The sequence below is a fragment of the Polyangium jinanense genome (genome assembly GCF_028435365.1).
Genome location: NZ_JAGTJJ010000004.1, coordinates 86,282 through 107,455, shown reverse-complemented (window position 1 = coordinate 107,455; position 21,174 = coordinate 86,282). Strand labels below are relative to the sequence as shown.

Sequence of the window (21,174 nt, the reverse complement as noted above, 5' to 3'; positions counted from 1 at the left end):
CGAGGTCATTCCTCGTCGTCTTCGTCCTCCATGGCCTGCATCGCCGCTTCCCACGCCTCGGGCCGCGTGGTCTCAGGGGCGCGGTTTTCGAAGGGAGACCCTTCGAGCGACGGGATCTCCACGATACACAGGCCGAAGTCGTCGTAGGGCGCGCCTCCTTCCGCCAGAAGGACCACCTCGTGCTTGCCGATCTCTTCGAGCGGTAGGTGCCCGTACGACCACGTATCGACCACTCCGTCCCAGATCATCATCGCGGACGAGCTCAGCATATCGAGCGCCGGATCCTTGATCCCCGGGCTCATCGACATCGCGTGGATGAAGTGGTCGAGGACCTGCACGATCTCCACCGCTCGGCTTGCCACGCCGGCGAAGCGCCACTCACCGATGCGCTCCTCGACCGGAATCATCACGAAGCAGAGAAGCACTCCACGCACGTCCGCAAAGGACGCGTCCCCGGTGAAGAGCGCCTGCGCGGCTTCGAGGGAGAGGGGGAGGGGGTGCGGGATGGTGGACATTGGGGGAGAGTACGTGGATCGGGGGACGTGGTATACGTTCGTCATGGCACCTCCGGTCGAGACGAGCGAGGACGCCCTGCCTGAACCGCCCGTGACCCCATCGGCGGGGGCTTGGCGCGCCATGACACCCCAGGCTCGCGAGCGGTTCATTGACGAGGTCGTCGTAGCGTTCTCGGATCCGCGATGGAACGACGGGAACGGTCAGCCCCATAATCTCGCCAAGCGCCGCGCGACCGACCGCCTCCGCAGGCACTTCGACGCGATTGGCCGACGCATCTATCTCACCGAGGGAGAACTCAGCGTCCTCTACCCCGGCGAGCGCGCGTTCTGCCCGGACATCCTCGCCGTCGTCGACGTCCCCGAGCCCGAGGACGACGAGCGGATGGCGTGGGTCGTGGCCGACGAGGGGCGAGGGCTCGACCTGGTCATCGAGGTCCTCTACGAAGGTCGCCGCAAGAAGGACCTCGTCGACAACGTGGAGCGGTACGCGCGCCTCGGGATCCCCGAATATTTCGTCTACGACCGCAAGAAGCAGCAACTCCACGGCTTCCGCCTCCCGGCCCCGGAGGCGCGTCGATATCAGCGCATCGTGCCGCAGGCGGGGCGATACGCCTCGGGCGTGCTGGGCCTCGACCTGGCCATCGAGAAGGGCAAGCTCGAGTTTTTCTACGGAATGGCCGCGATTTTCGGGACGGAGGACCTCATCGGGCGCCTCCAGGGCATGATGCAGAGCTTGGAGGCGAAGGCCGAGCAGGCCGAGGCGCAAGTGGAGCAAGCCCAGGCGAAGGCAGAGCAGGCCGAGGCGCAAGCGGAGCAAGCCCAGGCGAAGGCAGAGCAAGCCCTCACGAGCCTGCAAAACAGCCTACTCGCCATCGTCGCGGCCCGGGGGATCCCGTGCTCGGACGACGACCGCGAGCGCGTCCGGTCCTGCGTCGAGCTCGAAACGCTCCAGCGCTGGCTCGTCCGGGCGGCTACGGTCGGCTCGATGGCCGAGGTTCTCGCGGAAAACGCGTAACCGTCACGTCCGAACGCCGCTTGCAAGGGTTGCAAACGCCGTCGGTGACGTCCGAATGCCGCGTGCAACGGTTGCAAACGGCATTTGCACCGCTCCGAGACCCGTCTGCAAGCGTTGCAAACGCCTCTCGGAGTGTCCGAACGCCGCTTGCAAGCGTTGCAAACGCCTCTCGGAGTGTCCGAATGCCGCTTGCAACGCGTGCAAGCGGCATTCGTACGCGCACACTGCGCCTTGCAACGGCTGCACGCGGGTCTCGTGACGCTCACCGGGGAGTTTTCCGTCGATAGTGTGCTCCCCTTGCATCGTCGCCTCGGCCGGAGCGTCTGCCTCACGACGTTTCACACGTGACCCCTTTCTGGAGGTTCCCATGTCCCATCCCCGCAAGATCCCGCCCACGCTGCTGCTCGACGAAGCCGAGGCCGAGGTCTTTTTCACGCGCTCCGGACTGAAGGCCGACCCCGATGCGCACGATCTCCTTTTCCTCACGGACGGCTGGCTCGCGATGATCGAGGTCGTTCGTACAAAGGAGCGCTCGGCTCGCGAGGCGCAGGCGGACGCGGACGCCGCGCGTACCATCGCCAATACGCGGCTCGATCGTGCTTGCCAGCGATTCGGGGACGAGCTTTTCCTCGCCGTGGGCAAGGAACGCGGGGCGGCGCGGTGGTCGCAGTTTTTCTCGGTCCCCGTCAGCAAATTCATCCGCCAGGCGTTACCCAAGCAAGTCGCGCGCGTGATCGGATGGCTCGATTCGAAGGATCCGATCCTCGATAAGCACCGCGCGGGACTCGAACCCTGGGCGAAGGCGGCAGACGCGGCGCTCAAGAGGACCACGGCGGTCGCCACGGTGCGCGGCGAGGCGCGCATCGGCCGGGAAGAGCTCGCCGAGGGGCTCACGCGCGAGCGGGACGGATTGCACGAGGCATTGTCGGCCCGCGCGCGGGAGCGAGGTTTGCCGCGCGACTGGGCGGGTCAGTTTTTCCGGAAGGTGAGCCGGGCGGGGGCGGCGAGCGAGGAGGGGGACGAGACGGCGGCGGGATGAATCGATCCGACGTATGATTGAAATGGCGAGCGTACCATTGCGACGCTCGAACGAGCCCCGCCAATCCGGCTGCGCGCTTGCTCCTCGCGGCCAGCCGTGCAGGCCCTCGCGAGCGCACCCCGCCCCCTCGTTTGCCCCCGCCCCCGCGCCTGCCCCCGCGCTCACGCCTGCCGGGTCCGTCCGCGTCGGTTCCTCGTCCGCCCTCGCGCCCTTTTTTCTCCCGCCGTGGTCCTCATCCCGGGTAGACTGCCCGCCTTCCGAGGGGAGGAGAGGGCCGCGCAATGAAACGCTATCAGATGCTCATCGGTGGGAATTGGGTGGACAGCGTCTCCGGTCAGACGCGCGAGCTTCGCGACCCGGCCAATGGCGAGATCGTCGCCACGGTCCCCGAAGCCTCCCGGGAGGACGCGCGGGCCGCCATCGACGCGGCGCGTGCGGCATTCGACAACGGCCCCTGGCGCAAAACCTCCGCGCTCGACCGCGCGAAGCTCCTCTTCAAGCTCGCCGAGGCCATCACCAAGGAGGCCGACGCCCTCGCGCGCCTCGAGGTCCAGAGCTGTGGCAAGCCCCTCGCCGAGGCCCAGTTCGACGTCGCCGACGCCGCCAACTGCTTCGAGTTCTACGGCGGCCTCGCCACCAAGATCGCCGGCGAGACCATGAACGTCCCGGCGAACAGCGTGAGCTTCGTCGTCCGCGAGCCCGTCGGCGTCTGCGGCCAGATCATCCCCTGGAACTACCCGCTCCTCATGGCGGCCTGGAAGCTCGCGCCCGCCCTCGCGGCCGGCAACACCTGTGTGCTCAAACCGTCGGAGCTCACGCCCCTCACGGCCCTGGAGCTCGGCCGCATCGTCACCGAGGTCGGTTTCCCGCCCGGCGTCGTCAACATCCTCACGGGCCCCGGCGCCGGCGCGGGCGAAGAGCTCGCCGAGAGCCCGCGCGTCGACAAGGTCGCTTTCACCGGCGGCACCGTCACGGGCCGCAAGATCCTCCAGGCTTCCGCGACCAACTTGAAGAAGGTCACGCTCGAGCTCGGCGGCAAGAACCCGAACATCGTCTTCGCCGACGCCGATTTCGAGGCCGCCGTCGACGGCGCGCTCTTCGGCGCCTTCGCGAACCAGGGCGAGGTTTGCTCCGCGGGATCACGCCTCCTCGTCGAGCGCTCGATCCATGATCGCCTCGTCGCCGCGATGGTCGAGAAGATCCCGCGCGTGAAGGTCGGACATGGCCTCGATCCCGCGACGAAGATGGGACCTCTCGTCTCGGGCGCGCATCGCGACAAGGTCGAGTCGTACGTTCGCATCGGCCTCGAGGAGGGCGCGCGGCTCGTCTGCGGCGGCAAGCGTCCGTCGGATCCTGCGCTCGCGAGCGGGCACTTCCTCGAGCCCACCATCTTCGTCGACGTCAAGCCCTCGATGCGCATCGCGCGCGAGGAGATCTTCGGGCCGGTTCTCGCCGTGCTTCCCTTCGACACCGAGGAGGAGGCCATCGCGCTCGCGAACGACACCGAGTACGGCCTCGCGGCGGCGGTCTGGACGAAGAACCTCACGCGCGCGCACCGCGTGATCCGCGAGCTTCGCGCCGGCATCACGTGGGTGAACACGTATCATCCGACGTTCAACGAGATGCCCTGGGGCGGCTACAAGCAGAGCGGCACCGGGCGTGAGCTCGGGCTCTACGGCATCGAGGCGTATCTCGAGACCAAGCAGGTCAACATCAATCTGGACGAGGCCCCGCTCGGCTGGTACTAGCCGACGTTTTTTTGGGAGAGACCGCATGCGGATCGAATTGAAGACCGAGATCCCGGGGCCTCGGAGCCGGGCGCTCATGGAACAGCGCCGCGCGGCGGTCGCCCGGGGGCCGTTCCATGGGACGCCCATCTTCGTGGCGAAGGCGCACGGCGCGGTGATCGAGGACGTCGACGGCAATCGACTGCTCGATTTCGCCTCCGGTATCGCCGTGGCGAACCTCGGCCACACGCCGGAGGACGTCGTGCGGGCCGTGCAGACGCAGGCTGAACGGTTCTTGCACACGAGCTTCAACGTCGTCCCGTACGAGGGCTACGTCGCGCTCTGCGAGCGCCTGAACCGCATCACGCCCGGCGCCTTCGCGAAGAAAGCCTTCCTCGCGAACAGCGGCGCCGAGGCCGTGGAGAACGCCGTCAAGATCGCCCGCGCCCACACGAAGCGGCAGGGCGTCGTCGTCTTCGACCACGCCTTCCACGGCCGCACGTTCCTCGCGATGACGATGACCAGCAAGGTCGGTTATCGGCAGGGCTTCGCGCCGTTCGTCCCCGAGGTCTACCGTACGCCGTTCCCCTACGCCTACCGCTCGCCCGAGCCCGACGCCTCCGCGTGGGCCATGCGCGAGCTCTCCGAGCTCGTCCTGCACCACGTCGGCGCGAACAACGTCGCCGCGGTCGTCATCGAGCTCGTCCTCGGCGAGGGCGGCTTCATCGACGCGCCCGTGGCTTTCGTCAAAGAGCTCGCGAGCTTCTGCAAGCAGCACGGCATCGTCCTCATCGTCGACGAGATCCAGACCGGGTTCGGCCGCACCGGCAAGCTCTTCGCGTGCGAGCACTACGGCATCGAGCCCGACCTCGTCACGCTCGCGAAGGGCCTCGGCTCGGGCCTGCCGATCTCCGCGGTCGTCGGCCGCGCCGAGATCATGGATGCGCCCATCGAGGGCGCGATTGGCGGCACGTTCGGCGGAAACCCCGTCGCCTGCGCGGCCGCGCTCGCCGTGATCGATCGCTTCGAGGCCGACGGCGGCGCGCTCTTGAAGCGCATCCACGCCGTCGGCGAGACCATCGGCGCGCGCCTCCTCGCGTGGAAAGAGCGTTTCCCGATCATCGGCGACGTCCGCGGCATCGGCCCCATGCGGGCCATCGAGCTGGTGAAAGATCCCCACACGCGGGAGCCGGACAAGGCCTCGGCGCAAGCGCTCGCGAAGTACTGTTATCAGCACGGCGTCGTCGTCCTCGGCGCTGGCACGTACGGCAACGTCATTCGCCTCGCCCCGCCGCTCACCCTCGAAGACACTGAGCTCGACGAAGGGCTCGTGGTCCTTGAAGCGGGGCTCGCAGAACTCGGGAGGAGCGCATGAGCCGGCACTTGCTCTTCATTGACGGCGCGTGGCGGGAGTCGTCCCGCACGCACACCATCAAGTCCCCCTACAGCGGCCGCATCGTCGCGGTCGCGGAGGAGGCGGATGACGCGCTCATGGAGCGCGCGCTTTGCGCTGCGAAGGCCGCGCAGACACGTTTCCGCAAGACGAGCCGGTACCTGCGCAGCCGCCTCCTCGCCGCGATGGCGCGACGGATCGACGAGGAGCGGGCGAAGTTCGTCGCGTCGATCGTCGACGAGGCTGGCAAACCCGCGGCGCTCGCGGACGCCGAGGTGTCCCGCGCGATCACCACCTTCATCGTCGGCGCCGAGGAGGCCAAGCGTTACGGCGGCGAGGTCTTCCCCGTCGACATCGACGCGGCGGGCCGCGCGTACGAGCCGGGCACGAGCCTCTTCGTCCCGCGTGGGCCCGTCCTCGCGATCACGCCGTTCAACTTCCCGCTGAACCTCGTCGCGCACAAGGTCGTACCTGCGCTCGCGATCGGCGCGCCCGTGCTCGTCAAGCCGGCGCCGCAGACCCCGGGCGCGGTCCGCCTCCTCGCCGAGGTCTTCGAGGCGGCGGCGAACGAGGTCTCCGAGAGCCGCGAGACCATCCCGCTCGCCGCGCTCCAGACGATCACCGCGCCGAACGAGGTCACGGGGCGCGCGATTCGTGACCCGCGTGTCGGCGTCGTCAGCTTCACGGGCAGCGCCTCCGTCGGCTGGAGCATCCAGAGCATGGCGCGCGGCAAGCGCACCGTGCTCGAGCTCGGCGGCAATGCTGCGGTCATCGTCCACAGCGGGGCCGACCTCGTCCGCGCCGCTTCCCGCGTCGCGTACGGCGCATTCGCGTATGCCGGCCAGGTCTGCATTTCCGTGCAAAACGTCTGGGTCGAGGAGAGCGTCGAGGAGGCGTTCCGCGGCTTCTTGATCGAGGAGGTCGCTCGCATCAAGACCGGCGATCCGCGCGCCGAGGGCGTGCTCGTCGGCCCGGTCATCGACGGCAAGGCGGCCGAGCGCATCACGACGTGGATCGACGAAGCGCAGAAGTCGGGCGCGAACGTCCTTTGCGGCGGCAAACGCGAGGGCAACCTCGTCCAGCCGACGGTCATCGATCGTCCGGGCGAGGCGCTCGCGATCGTGCGCGAGGAGGTCTTCGGCCCGGTGCTCAACCTGCTCACCTATCGCGACGTCGGCGAGGCCATCGAGGCGGTCAATCGTTCCAAGTACGGCCTCCAGGCGGGCGTTTTCACCGACAGCTTGCGTGTCGCGCGTCGTGCGGCCGAGGATCTCGAGGTCGGCGGCGTCATGATCAACGAGGTCCCCACCTATCGCGCCGATCACATGCCTTATGGCGGCGTGAAGGAGTCTGGCCTCGGCCGCGAGGGCGTCCGTTACGCGATGGAAGAGTACAGCGAGCGCAAGACCGTCATTTCGTACCGGGGATAGACCCGTCCGTGGGGATTGGAGGATTCGCGATGATTCGTTTGTCTTCGTGGGTATCGGCGGCGGGCCTCGCCGTGCTCGGGATCGCGGCGCTCGGCTGTGGCCGCCCGGGTGAACAGAAGCCGGAGGGCGCGGCGCCGACGGGCAGCGCGGCGCCCGCGGCGCAGAAGCCGGCCGACCCTGCCCAGAAGTTCAAGGGTCAGACCTTGAACATCCTCGCGTGGGAGGGGTATGCCGATGCCAAGTTCACGAAGGGGTTCGAGGAGAAATACGGCGTCACCGTCAAGGGCACGTATTTCGGTTCGAGCGACGAGCTCGTGGCGAAGCTCAAGTCGAGCCCCGGCGTCTACGATATCGTCTCGCCGTCCTCGGACGTCGCGTACACGCTCATGCAGGGCGGCCTCGTCGATCCCATCGACACCTCGAAGATCTCGAGCTGGGGCGACCTCGCGGACGCGCTGAAGAACCTCGACGACGTCAAGAAGGACGGCAAGCTCTACGGCGTCCCGTTCACCTGGGGCCCCGATTACCTCATTTACGACGCGAATGTCGTGAAAGAGGAGCCGAAGAGCTGGAAGGTCTTCTACGACGCGCAATACAAGGGCAAGGTCACCCTCTGGGACGACATCTCGAACATCTATCTCGTCGGCCAGATCATGGGGCTCGACAAGTCGAACCCGGCGGCGCTCTACAACATGACGGACGAGCAGCTTGCCGAGGCGAAGAAGAAGCTCGTCGAGCTCAAGCCCCAGGTGCGCAAGTACTGGGCGACCGCGGGTGAGCTCAACGATCTCTTCAAGAACAAGGAGGTCGTCCTGGCCGTCGGCTGGCCGCTCACGGTCGGCACGCTCAACAAGGAGGGCTTGAACCTCAAGGGCGTGATTCCGGAGGAGGGCGCGACGGGCTGGATCGATCGGCTCATGATCACCTCGTCGTCGAAGAACAAGGAGCTCGCGCTCGCGTACCTCGATTACGTCACGACGCCGAAGGCCCAGGCGCTCGTCTTCGAGGCGACGGGCGGGTATTGCGTGGCGAATGCCAAGGCCAAGGAGCACATGTCCGAGGACCTCAAGAAGAGCCCGTGTGTCACCGAGGGCGAGACGTACTTCAAGCGCCTCAACTTCTGGCAATACGTGAAGGAGCGCAAGAAGTACAACGAGCTCTGGAACGAGGTGAAGAGCGCGAAGTAGGCGAACGAGCATGGATACGGCGCCCGCCGCGAAGGCCACGGTACACACGCAAACCCCGCCGAAGAGGCGGGCGCTCCTGTTCCTCGTCCTGCCCCCTGCGCTCTGGCTGCTCTGCTTCCTCGTCCTGCCGTACCTGGGTCTGTTTTTCCAGAGCTTCCTCGGATCCGACGATCTCGGAAACGTCGTCCTCGAGCCCACGCTCGACCCGTGGAAGGCCTTTTTCACGAAGACCCTCTACCGGAGCACGCTGCTCTACACCTTCAAGATCGCGCTGACCGTCACGAGCCTCTCCGTGCTCTTCAGCGTGCCGCTTGCGTACTTCATCGCGTTCAAGGTGCGCCGCGGGAAGGAGCTGCTCTACAGCCTCATCATCGTCCCGCTCTGGGTGAGCTACATCGTCCGCGCGTATGCGTGGAAGATCATCCTCGGCCGCGAAGGAATCCTGAATTCCTTCCTGCAATGGGCGAAGATCACGGATGCGCCCGTCGAGGCCTTTCTCTACAGTGAATGGGCGATCATCATCGGCCTCGTCCACATCTACACGCCGTTCGTCCTCATGCCGGTGTACACGGCGTTCGAGCAGATCCCCCGCTCGCTCGTCGAGGCGTCGAAGGACCTCGGCGCCGGTCGCCTGACCACGTTCTTCCGCGTCGTCTTCCCGCTCTCGCTGCCCGGCGTCATCGCGGGCGGCACGTTCGCGTTCGTCCTGACGCTCGGCGATTTCCTCGCGCCCGTCCTGCTCGGCGGCACCGACAACCTCATGATCTCGAACGTCGTGCAGAACCTCTTCGGCACCTCGAACGATCGTCCCCTCGGCTCCGTCGTCGGAATCGTCCTGCTCGTCGTCGTCGTGCTGCTCCTGGAGACGACGTCCCGCGTCGAAAAATCGTTCGCCAGCCTCGAATCGGGCCGCGGCCGCCTCGGAGGCGCGCGATGACGCGTCAGTCTACGCATGGGGGCTCCGCTCGGACAAGCCGAGCTCTGCCCCCAAACCCCCGCATCGATCTGCCGACGCTCCTCGTGGGCGCTGCGGCGGCGTTCGTCCTCGCGTTCATCTACCTGCCGATGGTCGTCGTCGTCGTGTATTCGTTCAACCCCGACGCGGTGAACGTCTTCCCGATGCGCGGCTTCTCCCTCCGCTGGTATCGCATGCTGCTCGAGGACGAGCAGCTCGTGTCGGCGCTCCGCATCAGCCTCCTCGTCGCGCTCGGCGGCACCTCGATCGGCCTCCTCCTCGGGGTCCCCGGGGCCATTGCGCTCGCGCGCCACGAGTTCCCGGGCAAACGGCTCCTCGAACGGATCGTCCTTTTGCCGCTCACCTTGCCGGGCATCGTCACGGGCGTCGCCATGTTGAGCTTCTTTCCGCTCATTGGCGTCCCTGTCTCGCTCCTCGCCGTCCTCATCGGCCACGGCACGTTCCTCATCGCGATCACGCTCACGCAGGTCTATGCCCGCCTCCGGCGCCTCGATCCATCGCTCGAAGAGGCCTCGGCGGATCTCGGCGCGCCGCCGCTCACCACGTTCTTCCGGGTCATCCTGCCGAACATCAAGACGGCCATCATCGGCTCGGCGCTCCTCTCGTTCACGCTCTCGCTCGACGAGATTCCGGTCACGTTTTTCCTCATCGCGGGCGACAACACCCTCCCCATTCAGATCTGGGCCATGATGCGCCGGGGCATTTCTCCCGAGGTCAACGCGATCTCGACCCTCGTCTTCGCCGGATCGATCGGCCTCATCCTGCTCGGCACCGCGCTCGGCGGCCGCGACAAGGAGTAATCGTTTTGGGCATCGTGGAGCTACGCAAGGTCGTCAAGCGCTTCGGCGACGTCGAGGTCGTCAAATCGCTCGATCTATCCATCGAGAAGGGCGAATTCCTCACCTTCCTCGGCCCGAGCGGCTGCGGCAAGACCACGACACTCCGCATGATCGGCGGCTTCGAGATGGCCACTTCGGGCGAAATCTACCTCGACGGCCGCGAGGTCTCCGCGCTCCCGCCTTACAAGCGCGACGTCAACACGGTCTTCCAGAGCTACGCCCTCTTCCCGCACATGAGCGTGCGCCAGAACGTCGCTTATGGCCTCGAACAGAAGCGCCTCCCCAAGGCCGAGATCGAGCGCAAAGTGGCCGAGGTCCTCGCCATGGTGCGCATGGACGCGTTCGCCGCGCGCAAGCCGCGCGAGCTCTCCGGCGGCCAGCAGCAGCGCGTTGCGGTCGCGCGCGCGATCGTCAATGGCCCCTCCGTGCTCCTGCTCGACGAGCCCCTCGGCGCCCTCGACTTGAAGCTCCGCAAGGAGATGCAATTCGAGCTGAAGAGCCTCCAGCGCAAGCTCGGCATGACGTTCGTTTACGTCACGCACGACCAGGAGGAGGCGCTCACCATGAGCGACCGCGTCGCGGTCATGAACGGCGGCCGGATCGAGCAGATCGACGCGCCCGTCGCCATTTACAACCGCCCGAAGACCCGCTTCGTCGCCGATTTCATCGGCGAGACGAACCTCCTCGCGGGCGAGGTCTTCCGTGATGGCTCCGCGCACGCGTTTTCCCTCGGCGGCGCGCGCATCCCGATCGAGCCCGACGCCGTCCTCGAAGCCGGCCACCGCATCTCTTTGAGCGTACGCCCCGAAATGGTCTCCGTACGCAAAGCGGACGACGGCGAAATTCAGGGCGTCGCGCTCCCCGGGACCGTCGAGGAGACCGTTTTCGTCGGTTCCGTCTGGAAGACCGTCGTGCGTCTCGCGGGCGGCGAGCGTGTCGTCGCGACCGAGCCGCCGGCCACGCACGGCCATATCGAGCATGGCACCTCGGTCGTCGTGGGTTGGAATCCCAAGAGCGCCGTCGTCCTGGAGACCTGACGGGATCATCATGGAGCTCGAGCCTGGTCATCTCGTCGCGGGGCGCTTTCGTGTCGTGCGATTCCTCGGCGAGGGCGCGGTCAGCGCCGTGTACGAGGCCATCGACGACGTGCGTGGCCATCGCGTCGCGGTGAAGATCCTGCATCGCGAGCTCTCCCAGAACGCCGAGATCGTCCAGCGATTCGAGCGCGAGGCCGAGGCCGCGAGCCGCATCGGCTCCGATCACATCGTCCACGTGTATGGCGCGGGCGCTACGCCCGAGGGACGATTCATCGTTCTCGAATACCTCGACGGCGGCACGCTCGCCGACCTTTTGCGCAAGCGCCGCCCGCTCCCGTCGGAGGAGGCCGTCTCCCTCGTCCTCCAGCTCCTCGCCGGCCTCTCGAAGGCGCACGAGCTCGGCATCGTGCACCGCGACTTGAAGCCGGCGAACCTCTTCCTCGTGCCGGGCCCCGAGGGCCGCGGATTCCTCAAGATCCTCGATTTCGGCGCCTCGAAGCTCACGAATGCGGGACAGGCGTTGACGCGTACCGGGGCCATGGTCGGCACGCCGATGTACATGTCGCCGGAGCAGATCCGCAGCTCCGACAAGGTCGACCCGCGTAGCGACGTCTATGCCGCGGGCGTCATCCTCTACGAAAGCGTCACGGGCAAGGTCCCGTTTGACGTGAAAAACGCGGTCGAGCTCGCGTTCCGCGTCGTCTCGCAGGATCCGCCGCCGCCCGAGACGCACCTGCCTTCGCTCGATCCCGAGCTCTCGGCGATCATTCGCCGCGCCATGTCGCGTGATCCCGACGCCCGTTTCCAGACCGCCGCCGAGATGTACGAAGCGCTCGGCGACTGGCTCAAGAAGCGCGGCATTCCCCTCCCGCCGCACACACGCGCGGCGCCCGTGGCCGCGCCCGCCGCCGCGCCGACGGCCGCGGCGATGGCCCTTCCGAGCGTGGCGCCGGCGAGGTCGCGGACCATTCTGCTGTATGTCGTTGGCGCGTTGCTGCTCGTCGTGGCGATCGTGCTTGCGCTCCACGCTGCGGGGGTTTGACCGGGAACATCCAGACCGCCCTTTTTTCGGGAGGGCGGTGGTGCCCTGCTTTCTCTGCGTGGTACACTGCACTCATGCGCTCTCTCGCGACCGCTGAGATCCTCCCTCCGGAACCCATGACCCTCGAGGAATGGGCCGACATGGACGAGGACGAGCCGGGCGAGCTCGTCGATGGCCATCTGGAAGAGGAAGAAGTGCCCAGCAACCCGCACGAGGCCGTCGTGGCCTGGCTCATCCGCATCCTCGGCCTCTGGGGAGCCGAGCGTCGCGCGCCCGTTCTTGGCTCCGAGCACAAGCTCGGCGTTTCGAAGACACGCGGCCGCAAGCCCGACGTCTCCATGTACGCCCCCGGGACGCGTCTCGGACGCGGCTCTCTCTCCCGCACCGCGCCTTGGCTCGTTGTCGAGGTCCTCTCCCCGCGTCCCCGCGACGTCCGGCGTGATCGACTGGACAAACGCTCGGAGTACGCCCGCTTCGGTGTCAAGCTCTACCTGCTCATCGACCCGGAAGCGCGAGTGCTCGAGCTCTACGAGCTCGGCGCGGATGGTCGTTACGTCCTCGATGCCTCCGTCTCCGAGGGAAAGCTGAGGCTCCCTGGATGTGAAGGACTCGAGCTCGACCTCGATGCCTTGTGGACCGAGGTCGCATGGATCGTCGGCGAAGAACCCGAGGAACAAGCGGCGCGCGAAGCCGCAACCAAAGGCGACGACGACGTCGTTTGACCCCCACGCCTCTCTCGTGATGTGATGTCATCCGCCCCATGGCGGAGCCTGCACGACGCCTCCAGCCGATCGACACCACCGCGGAGATCGAGACGCCCGAGCACGTGCGGTTCCATTACCCCGTCGCCGGCCCAGCTCGCCGCGTCGTCGCCTGGGCGCTCGACTGGCTCATTCGTGGCGCCGTCCTCGTCGTCTTCGCCATCTTCGCGCTCCTGGGCGGCCTTGCTGTCGGTGATGCCGTCGCAGGCCTCTCCGTCGGGCTCCTCCTCGTCATCTATTTTCTCCTCGAGTGGACGTATTACACGCTCTGGGAGATCGCCTGGAATGGCCGCACCCCGGGCAAACGTGCGCTCGATCTGCGGGTCGTCTCCGTCCACGGCCATCCCTTGCGTATTGGTGACAGCTTCCTCCGCAACCTCCTCCGCGCCGCCGATTTCCTCCCCTTCGGTTATGCCATCGGCCTCGTCGCGATGGCCCGCGACAGCCGTTTTCGGCGCCTCGGCGACATGGTCGCGGGCACCATGGTCATCGTCGAGGAGCGCCGCGCCGTTGCCACCACGCTCCGCATCGACCCTCCGCCCACCCCGAAGGAGCTTTCGAGCCTCCCGCAACGCCTCCCGCTCTCCGGCGACGAGCTCGAGGCCATCGAGCTCTTTCTCCGCCGCAAAGCAGGCCTCGGCCCTGCGCGTGAGGAAGAGCTCGCGGCCATGGTCGCGCCCATCTTCGCGAACCGCATGGGGATCCGGAACAAGGACTCCGCGCGCCTCCTCGCTTTGCTTCACGCGCGCGCCAGCGAGCGCAGGAGGCCTCTGTGAGGAGCCAGGACGAGATCGTCGCGGCACGTCATGCCGATTGGCGCGAGCTCGAAAGCCTCGTCTCGCGCGCCGAGGCCCTCCACCACCTCGACGGCCCCTCCATTTCCCGCGCCGCCGCGCTGTATCGGGCCCTCTCGGGTGACCTCGTCCTTTGCCGCGCCCGCTGCACGCCCGACCTCGTCGCGTACCTCGACAACCTCGCCGGCCGCGCGCACAGCGCTCTTTATGGCGCCGAGCCTTTCCGCATCCCGGCCTTCTGGTCCCTCCTCACGCGCGACTTCCCGCGCACGCTCCGCAAGAACGCCTCGTTTTTCGCCCTCTCCTCCGCGCTTTTTTTGATCCCCTGCGCCATTGGCATCGTCCTCGCCCTCTTCGTCCCCGACGCCGCCTCGCAGATCCTCCCGCGCAGCATGCTCGACGGCATGGCCGACATGTATTCGAAGGGCTTCGACGAGGGCCGCGGCGAGGGGGCCGACTCCGCGATGGCCGGGTTTTACGTTCGCAACAACGTCGGCATTGCGTTCCGTTGTTTCGCGACCGGCATCTTCTTCGGCCTCGGCAGCGTCTTTTACCTCATCTACAACGGCCTCAACATCGGCATGGTGACCGGCTGGGTCACCGGGGCCGGGTTTGGCCGGAACATCGGCACGTTCATGTGCGGCCACGGGCCCTTCGAGCTCACGGCCATCGTCGTCGCGGGCGCGGCGGGGCTCCGCATGGGGTATTCCCTCGTCATCACCCGCGGCCGCACGCGCCTCGGCTCGCTCCGCGAGAGCGCGCCCGACATCGTCCGCCTCGTCGTGGGCGCGGCCGTCATGTTGCTCATCGCCGCGGGCATCGAGGGATTCTGGTCCCCCTCGGGCGCGCCGCCGCCCGTCAAATGGGCCGTCGCCACCCTCTTTTCTTTGCTCGTCACGGCTTATTTCCTCTTCGCCGGCCGTGAACGCGGGAGGGCCCGTTGAACCTCGGCGACTCCGCGATCGTCCTGCGCCCCCGCAACCTCACCGAGGTCATGGACCTCGCGTTTCGCCTCTGCTTCTCCCTCGCATTTTCCCTTTACGCGCGCCTCACCCTCTTCGCCATCGTCCCGCTCCTCGCCGGATGCCTCGCGCTGCGGTATGCGCTCGACGCCCCCTGGAGTCTCGTCTGGCTCGCGGCCTTCCTCACCGTGCCTTTCGTCGAGGCCCTCTTCACGGTCGCCGTCAGCCAGATCATCTTTTCGCCCACCATCACCCCGCGCGCCGTCTTCGCTCTTTTTCGCAAGCGATTCGGCGCGCTGCTCGGCTCGTTCTTCATTCGTATCCTGGGCCTCTTGATCGGCTCCCTCGCGCTCTTTCTCCTCCTGCCGTTCGTCGGCATTCGCCTCCTGCTCCTCGACGAGGCCTGCCTCCTCGAAGGCCTCTCCGGCTCGCGCGCGCATGAGCGCGCCCAGCGGCTCGTCTCGATGCGCACCGGCGACGCGTTCCTCGTCCTCCTCATGCTCCTCGGCGCGCGATTCGGCGGTGTCCTCACGGCAGAGCTCCTTTTCGACGGGCTCGTGAACGACCTCCTCCAGTTCGGCCGTCCATTCGGCTGGCTCTTCGACGACGGCGGCTCGCCGGCCGCCCTCGCCGGGTTTTTCTTGGCCGTACCGTTCGTCGCCACGGCGCGGTTCCTTTATTACATCGACACCCGCACGCGGGAGGACGGCTGGGACATCCAGCTTCGTTTCACGGCGATCCGCGCTCGGGCCGAACAGGAGCGCAGGAGGGCCGCGTGATCAAGTTCGTCCTCCTCCTCTCGGCGCTCGGCGCGAGCCCGGTATACAACGCCGACGATCGGGTCCGCGAGGTCCTCGAATCGGAGCGGTACCGGTTTTGCCACGAGGACGATTATCCCCTCGGCGAGGGCGAGCGCGCCTTCTGCCCCCTCGTCGGCGAGACCAGCGAGGCTTGCCCCTCTTTGCCCGCGGCCTGCCGCAAGCCGCCCGCGCCGATCGAAAAAGGCGGCCCTCCGGCCGGCATCTCCCCGAGCTGCAAGGCGGGCTCCCGCTGTTTGGCCGGACGCTCCTCGGGCCGCGACGATCGCACGGCTGTCCGCCGATTCGAGGGATCCTCCGGCAGCGCCTCCGGCGACGGGAGGGAAGGCGCGGGCGAGCCGGGCAAACCCGGCGGGCCCGGCGGCGGCGGAGATGGCGCAAGCTCGGGCCCAGCGGGTCAAGACAAGCCCGGCGGCGAACAAGGCAAACATGGCAGTGGGGATGCGTCCGGTCCGGGCAATCCCGGCGGAAAGGACGGCTCCGGCAAACCCGGCGGAGAGGCCGGCCCGGGCAAACCCGGCGACGCGCCCGGCCAGAATCCCGGCGGCGGGGAAGGGAAGGGGCAGGCTGAACCAAGACCCGCGAATCCCCCGCCGCCGCCCGAGCCCATGGATCCGGCCGTCAGCAGTGCCGCCAGCGGCTTCGCGCGCCTCCTCTTTTTCGTCCTGCTCGGCGGCTTCCTCGCCTTCATCGCGTGGATGGTCCTGAAAAACGTCCTCTCCGAGCGCGACGCGCCCGAGGACGAGCCTCCGCCCGAGGACCGCCCCGAGAATGCCCCGGGCGAGCGACGACAGGTGCCCCGCGGCCCCGTCGAGACCGACGTCGCCCGTCTCCTCGCCCGCGCCCGCGCGGCGGCCCAGCGCGGCGCGTTTGGCCCTGCGATCGATGACGTCTATGCCGCGCTCCTCCGGCGCCTCGACGGCGACGGCATCATCGAGATCCACGCCTCCCGCACGAACGGCGATTACGTGCGCACCCTGCGCCGCGAGCGGCCCGAGATCGCCGCGGACGTACGGAACATCGTCGCCGACGTCGAGAGCGTCCAGTTCGGCTCCCGCGCGCCTTCGGCCGAGGCCTTTGCCCGCATTCACGACCGCGTCGTCCCCATCGTTTCGCGCGCCCTCGGCATTCTCGTGGTGATCCTCGGCCTCTCCGCGACCGTCTCTTGCGGCCGCGTCGCCGCGCTCGACGAATCCGACGGCGTCTTCCGCGGCGACACCTCGCCCTCGGGCACGCACGCGATCGGCGCCATGCTCTCGGCCTATGGCATCGAGTTCCGCCATCGCCGCGATCCTCTCGACAAACTGCCCGACGAGGACGAAGCGACGCTCGTCCTTCTGCCCGACCTCGACATCTCGGCCTCCGATTTCCGCCGCTTGCAAGCGTGGGTCGAGGCGGGTGGTGATCTCGTCCTCGCGGGCGTGCAAGGCCTCCCCGGCTGGACCGGCGCGTCCCTCGAACCGGATCAACTCGTCGACAGCGCGGTCGTTCCCGCCTCGACCTACGAATCCCAATTCGGCGAAATCTTCCTCGCCGTTCCCCGCGGGCCAGCGCTCACGCTCACGGATGCCGATCGCATGGTAGGCCGTGGCGTTGGCGCCTATGCGTCCTTCAAGCAGCTCGGCGACGGCCGCGTCATTGTCCTCGCCGACGACAAACTCTTCACGAACGTCGCCTTGACGGCCGGCGACAACGCGGCTTTTTTGATCTCCCTCTTCCGCCCGCTCCACCGCGAAGTCGAGCTCTGCGACGCCTGGACCTCCCTCGGCGCCGACACGCCGCTCGAAACCCTGAGCCGTGCGCGCCTCCTGCCCATTCTCCTCCAGCTTCTTTTGCTCCTCGGCCTCTTTTTCCTCTGGCAGGGCCGCGCCTTCGGCGTCCTGCGCGACCCGCCCGCGAATCGTCGCCGCGCCTTCGCCGATCACGTCCGCGCCCTCGGCCTCGCGTATGCCCGCGCCGGCGTCTCGCGCCACGCCCTCGGCCTTTATGCCGCGTGGGCCGTCGAGCGCCTCCGCGAGCGTGTCCCGCGCGAGGGCCGGCAGGGGCTATCCGGGCTCGCCGAGGCCATCGGCGTCCGCGTCGGCAAATCCACGGGCGAAGTCATGCACGTCCTCGTCGAGGCCACCGAGGCACAAAAAGAGGCGGCCCCCGCGTCCCTCCGCTCCGGCGACGTATCGCCCCGCGGCCGCTCGCGGGGCAAGGACCGCGCCCAGGCCGCGTCCGATTTCGCCGTCATGCGCCACCTCGACCATTTCCTCGCCCAGACCTCCCGCGAGCGCTCCCGCAAGAAGACCCGAAAAGCATGAACCTGTCCCTCTTCCGCGACACCTTCGATCGCATCCGCCGCGAGGCGGGCAAGGTCCTCCTCGGCCAGGACGAGATCATCGACACCACGCTCCTCGCGATCCTGGCCGGCGGCCACGTCCTCATCGAGGGCGTCCCCGGCCTCGGGAAAACGCTGCTCGTCCGCACCCTCGCCCATGTCTTCGGCGCGAGCTTCCGCCGCATTCAATTCACGCCCGACCTCATGCCGAGCGACGTCACCGGCGGTAACGTCTTCGACCAGAAAGAGGACCGCTTCGTCTTCCACGAGGGCCCGGTCTTCACACAGCTCCTGCTCGCCGACGAAATCAACCGCGCCCCCGCGAAGACGCAAAGCGCCTTGCTCGAAGCCATGCAGGACCTCGCCGTCACCACCGACGGCGTCACGCGCCCTCTGCCCGAGCCTTTTCTCGTCATCGCCACGCAAAACCCCGTCGAATCGCAGGGCACCTATCCCTTGCCCGAGGCCCAGCTCGATCGGTTCCTCGTCAAATTGCACGTCCGTTACCCCGGACCCGCCGTCGAAAAGCAGATCCTTCGCCACCACGTCGACGGCTTCTCCGCCGCCAAGCTCGATCGCGCGGGTATCGAGCGCATCGCCTCCGCCGACGAGATCCTCGCCATGCGCGCGGCCCTCGGCGCCGTGCGCGTCGACGACGGCATCCTCGAATACATCACCGACATCGTCGCCCGCACCCGCGCCCACCGCGCCGTCTACCTCGGCTCCTCCCCGCGCGGATCGATTGGCCTCCTTGGCTCGGCGCGCGCGCGTGCCGCCAGCGAGGGACGCGATTTCGTCACCCCGGACGACGTCAAGGCGCTCGCCCCGGCCGTCCTTCGCCACCGCTTGATCCTCCACCCCGACGCCGAGATCGAAGGCACGAGCGCCGACGATTGCGTCGAAGACATCCTGCGCGAGGCGAAGGTCCCGCGCACGGCGGCCTGATTTCGACATGGTCCCCTCGCGCGCGCTCGTCCTCCTGTTCGCGGGGCCGCTCGTCCTCTCTTTTTTCACGCTCCTCGACCGGGGATTGATCCTCCCCATGCTCCTCACAGACACCGCGATCGTCCTGCTCGCGCTGCTCGACGCCTTGCTCGCGCGGCGCCGTTTGGTCTCCGTCGTCCGCCGCGCCCCGGCCGTGCTCTCAATTGGCCGGCCAAACGTCATTTCCCTCGACGTCCGCTCCCTCGCCCGGCGCAAGCTCCACGTCCACGTGCAGGAGGAGCTTTTTCCTTCGTCCGAGAGCGACGAGCTCCCCCTCGAAGCAGACCTCCCGCCGCGTGGACACACGACCCTCAAGTACCGCGTCACGCCCTCCCGCCGCGGCGCCCACGTCCTCGGCGACCATTACGTCCGTTATCCTTCGCCCCTCGGCCTCTGGATTCGCCAGTACCCCATTTCCGCGCGCTCGCCCGTCAAGGTGTACCCCGACCTCGAAGCCGTCCGCGGATACGAGCTCCTCGCGCGGCAGGACCGCGATCCTGCCGGCGTGCGTGCCTCACGCCGCCTCGGCGGCGAGAGCGAGTTCGCGCGCCTCCGCGAGTATCGCCGCGAGGACGAGTATCGCAGCATCGACTGGCGGGCCACGGCGCGCCGCAAAAAGCTCATTGCCCGCGAATACCAGCTCGAGAGCGACCAGAACGTCGTCTTTCTGATCGACGCCGGCCGCCTCATGACGGCCGAGTTCGCGAACCTCTCGCTTTTTGATCACGCGCTGAACGCGACGCTCATGCTCTCGCACGTCGCCTCCCGCGGCGGCGACAAGGTCTCCATGATGGCCTTCGCCGAGGAGATCCTCGCGTATGCCCCGCTCACGGGCGGCGCCCGCGCGACGCGCAAGATCATGCAAGCCGGCTACGACATCGAGCCCGACCTCGCCCCCACGAATTACCGGGCTGCTTTCGAAGCGCTCGCGGTTCGCGTGAAAAAACGGACGCTCGTCGTCCTTTTCACGCAGGTCGTCGACGAGGTTGCCGCCGCCGAGCTCGAAAAGCTCATGCGTGGGCTCATGCCCCGCCATTTGCCGCTCCTCGTGCTCCTGCGCGACGTCGATGTCGACGCCCTCGCGCTCGGCCATGCGGGCGAGGCAGCGGCGCTCTCCGGCGTCGGCCCCTACCTGCGCGGCGCGGCCGCCGAGATCCTCTCGTTTCGCGATAAACTCGTGCGCCGCTTGAAACAACACGGCGCCCTCGTCCTCGACGTCGCGCCCGGCGACCTCACGCCCGCGCTCATCAATCGTTACCTCGAGATCAAGGCCCGGCACCTGCTGTAATGCCGGCCGCGGGCCCCGCCCGGCATCGTCGTCCCACGCCTCCCGGACCCCCTCGCAGCGTACGCGCGCGCCGCGTACGCCATCCCGCTCCTTCACGACGCCTCGGGGGCTTGATGGAGGCTTTCAACGACGTCAGCCGACGTCGACCCGTCGAACAACGATTCACGCCGTCGACGCCGGCCAGAACAACGGTGCGGCAGGGGGGAGCTCCCGCGGAACAACGGCAAAACACCGCGGAAATCAGCGATTGTCGGGCGGGTGAGGGGAAGCGGGCCTTTCAGCCCTTCTTGCGCGGCGCCTTCAGCGTGAGCTTGAGCAGCACGTCGTCGCGGATGAGGTCGTCCGGCTTGCCCGCAATCGTGATGTTGAAGTCCTTGCGGTTGATGGAGAACTCCGCGGTGCCCGTGGCGGCGTCCGGCGCGATCGTGATCGTCACGGGGAACGTGATCGACTTCTTCACGCCGTGCAGATCGAGATCGCCCGTGACCGTGTGCGTCGCGCCGTTCGTGCCGCCGGCCTTGATCTCCGTCGACGTGAACGTCGACTTGGGGAACTTCTCGACATCGAAGAAATCGGCGTTCTTCAGGTGCTTGTCGAGGTCGGCCGCGTCCGTCTTGACCGACGCCGTCTCCACCTCGAACGAGATCTTGCCGCCCTCGGCCTTGCCGTCCGCGAGCGTGATCTTGCCGGCGAGCTTCTCGAACTTGCCCTCGTGCTTGCCCGTCACCTTCGAGCCGATGAACCCGACCGACGAGGCCGTGGCGTCGACGTCGAGCGTCTCCTGGACCGCCGCGGCGTTCGCGGGCTTCGCCTCCGCCTGCGCCGACGAGGCCGGAGCGACGGTTGCCTTGGGCTTGTCCTTGGCCGGGTCCTCGCAAGCCGCGAGCGAGAGCAGAGCGGGCACGGCGGCGGCGAGAACGACAAATCGAATCGTGCGCATGGTCGGATCGTCCCTTCGGGGTTGTATCGAGGCTGTACCATGCGCCCCGAACGGACGCTTGATTAGGGGGGCGGCTCGGGTAACACTGTTCGCCAGGGCGAACA

Annotated in this window: 19 protein-coding genes; 17 read left to right on the top strand and 2 right to left on the bottom strand. The window is 67.7% G+C overall.

Translation table 11 applies throughout. From position 1 onward, the window contains the following. Positions 1-5 precede the first annotated feature (5 nt). Positions 6-515, bottom strand: a complete 510-nt coding sequence (locus KEG57_RS11725; RefSeq protein WP_272420032.1) for a hypothetical protein — start codon at positions 513-515, stop codon at positions 6-8. Positions 516-558: 43 nt separating this feature from the next. Between KEG57_RS11725 and KEG57_RS11720 the strand changes: the two genes are divergently transcribed. From KEG57_RS11720 to KEG57_RS11640, 17 genes are all read left to right on the top strand, one after another. Next, positions 559-1,530 (top strand): Uma2 family endonuclease, encoded by a 972-nt coding sequence (locus KEG57_RS11720; RefSeq protein ID WP_272420033.1) that lies wholly within the window; start codon positions 559-561, stop codon positions 1,528-1,530. Positions 1,531-1,897: 367 nt separating this feature from the next. Then, on the top strand, positions 1,898-2,569 hold the full coding sequence (locus KEG57_RS11715) for a hypothetical protein (RefSeq protein WP_272420034.1): 672 nt from the start codon (positions 1,898-1,900) through the stop codon (positions 2,567-2,569). A gap of 281 nt (positions 2,570-2,850) precedes the next feature. Continuing rightward, a complete protein-coding gene (locus KEG57_RS11710) occupies positions 2,851-4,317 on the top strand; it encodes an aldehyde dehydrogenase family protein (RefSeq protein ID WP_272420035.1) in 1,467 nt (488 codons plus the stop codon). 25 nt (positions 4,318-4,342) lie between these two features. Beyond that, positions 4,343-5,671, top strand: coding sequence for a 4-aminobutyrate--2-oxoglutarate transaminase (gabT, locus tag KEG57_RS11705; RefSeq protein WP_272420036.1), 1,329 nt, complete (start codon positions 4,343-4,345; stop codon positions 5,669-5,671). After that, entirely contained in the window at positions 5,668-7,119 is a 1,452-nt protein-coding gene (locus KEG57_RS11700) for an aldehyde dehydrogenase family protein (RefSeq protein WP_272420037.1), read from the top strand. The genes gabT and KEG57_RS11700 overlap by 4 nt, the downstream gene beginning before the upstream one ends. 29 nt (positions 7,120-7,148) lie before the next feature. Beyond that, complete coding sequence (locus KEG57_RS11695; protein ID WP_272420038.1) at positions 7,149-8,306, top strand: ABC transporter substrate-binding protein; 1,158 nt, start codon at positions 7,149-7,151, stop codon at positions 8,304-8,306. A 10-nt stretch (positions 8,307-8,316) separates the two neighbouring features. Next, positions 8,317-9,243 (top strand): ABC transporter permease, encoded by a 927-nt coding sequence (locus KEG57_RS11690; RefSeq protein WP_272420039.1) that lies wholly within the window; start codon positions 8,317-8,319, stop codon positions 9,241-9,243. Next, entirely contained in the window at positions 9,240-10,082 is an 843-nt protein-coding gene (locus tag KEG57_RS11685) for an ABC transporter permease (protein WP_272420040.1), read from the top strand. The genes KEG57_RS11690 and KEG57_RS11685 overlap by 4 nt, the downstream gene beginning before the upstream one ends. 14 nt (positions 10,083-10,096) lie before the next feature. After that, the gene (locus tag KEG57_RS11680) at positions 10,097-11,158 is read left to right on the top strand and encodes an ABC transporter ATP-binding protein (RefSeq protein WP_272420041.1); all 1,062 of its coding nucleotides are present in this window, start codon (positions 10,097-10,099) and stop codon (positions 11,156-11,158) included. Between the two features lie 10 nt (positions 11,159-11,168). Continuing rightward, on the top strand, positions 11,169-12,200 hold the full coding sequence (locus KEG57_RS11675; RefSeq protein ID WP_272420042.1) for a serine/threonine-protein kinase: 1,032 nt from the start codon (positions 11,169-11,171) through the stop codon (positions 12,198-12,200). Positions 12,201-12,316: 116 nt separating this feature from the next. After that, positions 12,317-12,922: a Uma2 family endonuclease gene (locus tag KEG57_RS11670; protein ID WP_272458477.1), complete on the top strand. Its 606-nt coding sequence runs from the start codon at positions 12,317-12,319 to the stop codon at positions 12,920-12,922. Positions 12,923-12,960: 38 nt separating this feature from the next. Continuing rightward, complete coding sequence (locus KEG57_RS11665; RefSeq protein ID WP_272420044.1) at positions 12,961-13,737, top strand: RDD family protein; 777 nt, start codon at positions 12,961-12,963, stop codon at positions 13,735-13,737. After that, positions 13,734-14,699 carry a stage II sporulation protein M gene (locus tag KEG57_RS55565; RefSeq protein WP_272458476.1) on the top strand — a complete coding sequence of 322 codons (966 nt, stop codon included), beginning with the start codon at positions 13,734-13,736 and terminating at the stop codon, positions 14,697-14,699. The genes KEG57_RS11665 and KEG57_RS55565 overlap by 4 nt, the downstream gene beginning before the upstream one ends. After that, positions 14,696-15,496: a hypothetical protein gene (locus KEG57_RS11655; RefSeq protein WP_272420046.1), complete on the top strand. Its 801-nt coding sequence runs from the start codon at positions 14,696-14,698 to the stop codon at positions 15,494-15,496. The genes KEG57_RS55565 and KEG57_RS11655 overlap by 4 nt, the downstream gene beginning before the upstream one ends. Beyond that, positions 15,493-17,841, top strand: coding sequence for a DUF4350 domain-containing protein (locus KEG57_RS11650; RefSeq protein WP_272420047.1), 2,349 nt, complete (start codon positions 15,493-15,495; stop codon positions 17,839-17,841). Before KEG57_RS11655 ends, KEG57_RS11650 begins: the two co-directional genes overlap by 4 nt. Then, positions 17,838-18,803 carry an AAA family ATPase gene (locus KEG57_RS11645; RefSeq protein ID WP_272420048.1) on the top strand — a complete coding sequence of 322 codons (966 nt, stop codon included), beginning with the start codon at positions 17,838-17,840 and terminating at the stop codon, positions 18,801-18,803. The genes KEG57_RS11650 and KEG57_RS11645 overlap by 4 nt, the downstream gene beginning before the upstream one ends. A gap of 7 nt (positions 18,804-18,810) precedes the next feature. Next, on the top strand, positions 18,811-20,130 hold the full coding sequence (locus KEG57_RS11640; protein ID WP_272458475.1) for a DUF58 domain-containing protein: 1,320 nt from the start codon (positions 18,811-18,813) through the stop codon (positions 20,128-20,130). 277 nt (positions 20,131-20,407) lie between these two features. On the opposite strand, the gene KEG57_RS11635 is transcribed toward KEG57_RS11640, so the two are convergent. After that, positions 20,408-21,070 (bottom strand): YceI family protein, encoded by a 663-nt coding sequence (locus tag KEG57_RS11635; RefSeq protein WP_272420050.1) that lies wholly within the window; start codon positions 21,068-21,070, stop codon positions 20,408-20,410. Between the last annotated feature and the right edge of the window lie 104 nt (positions 21,071-21,174).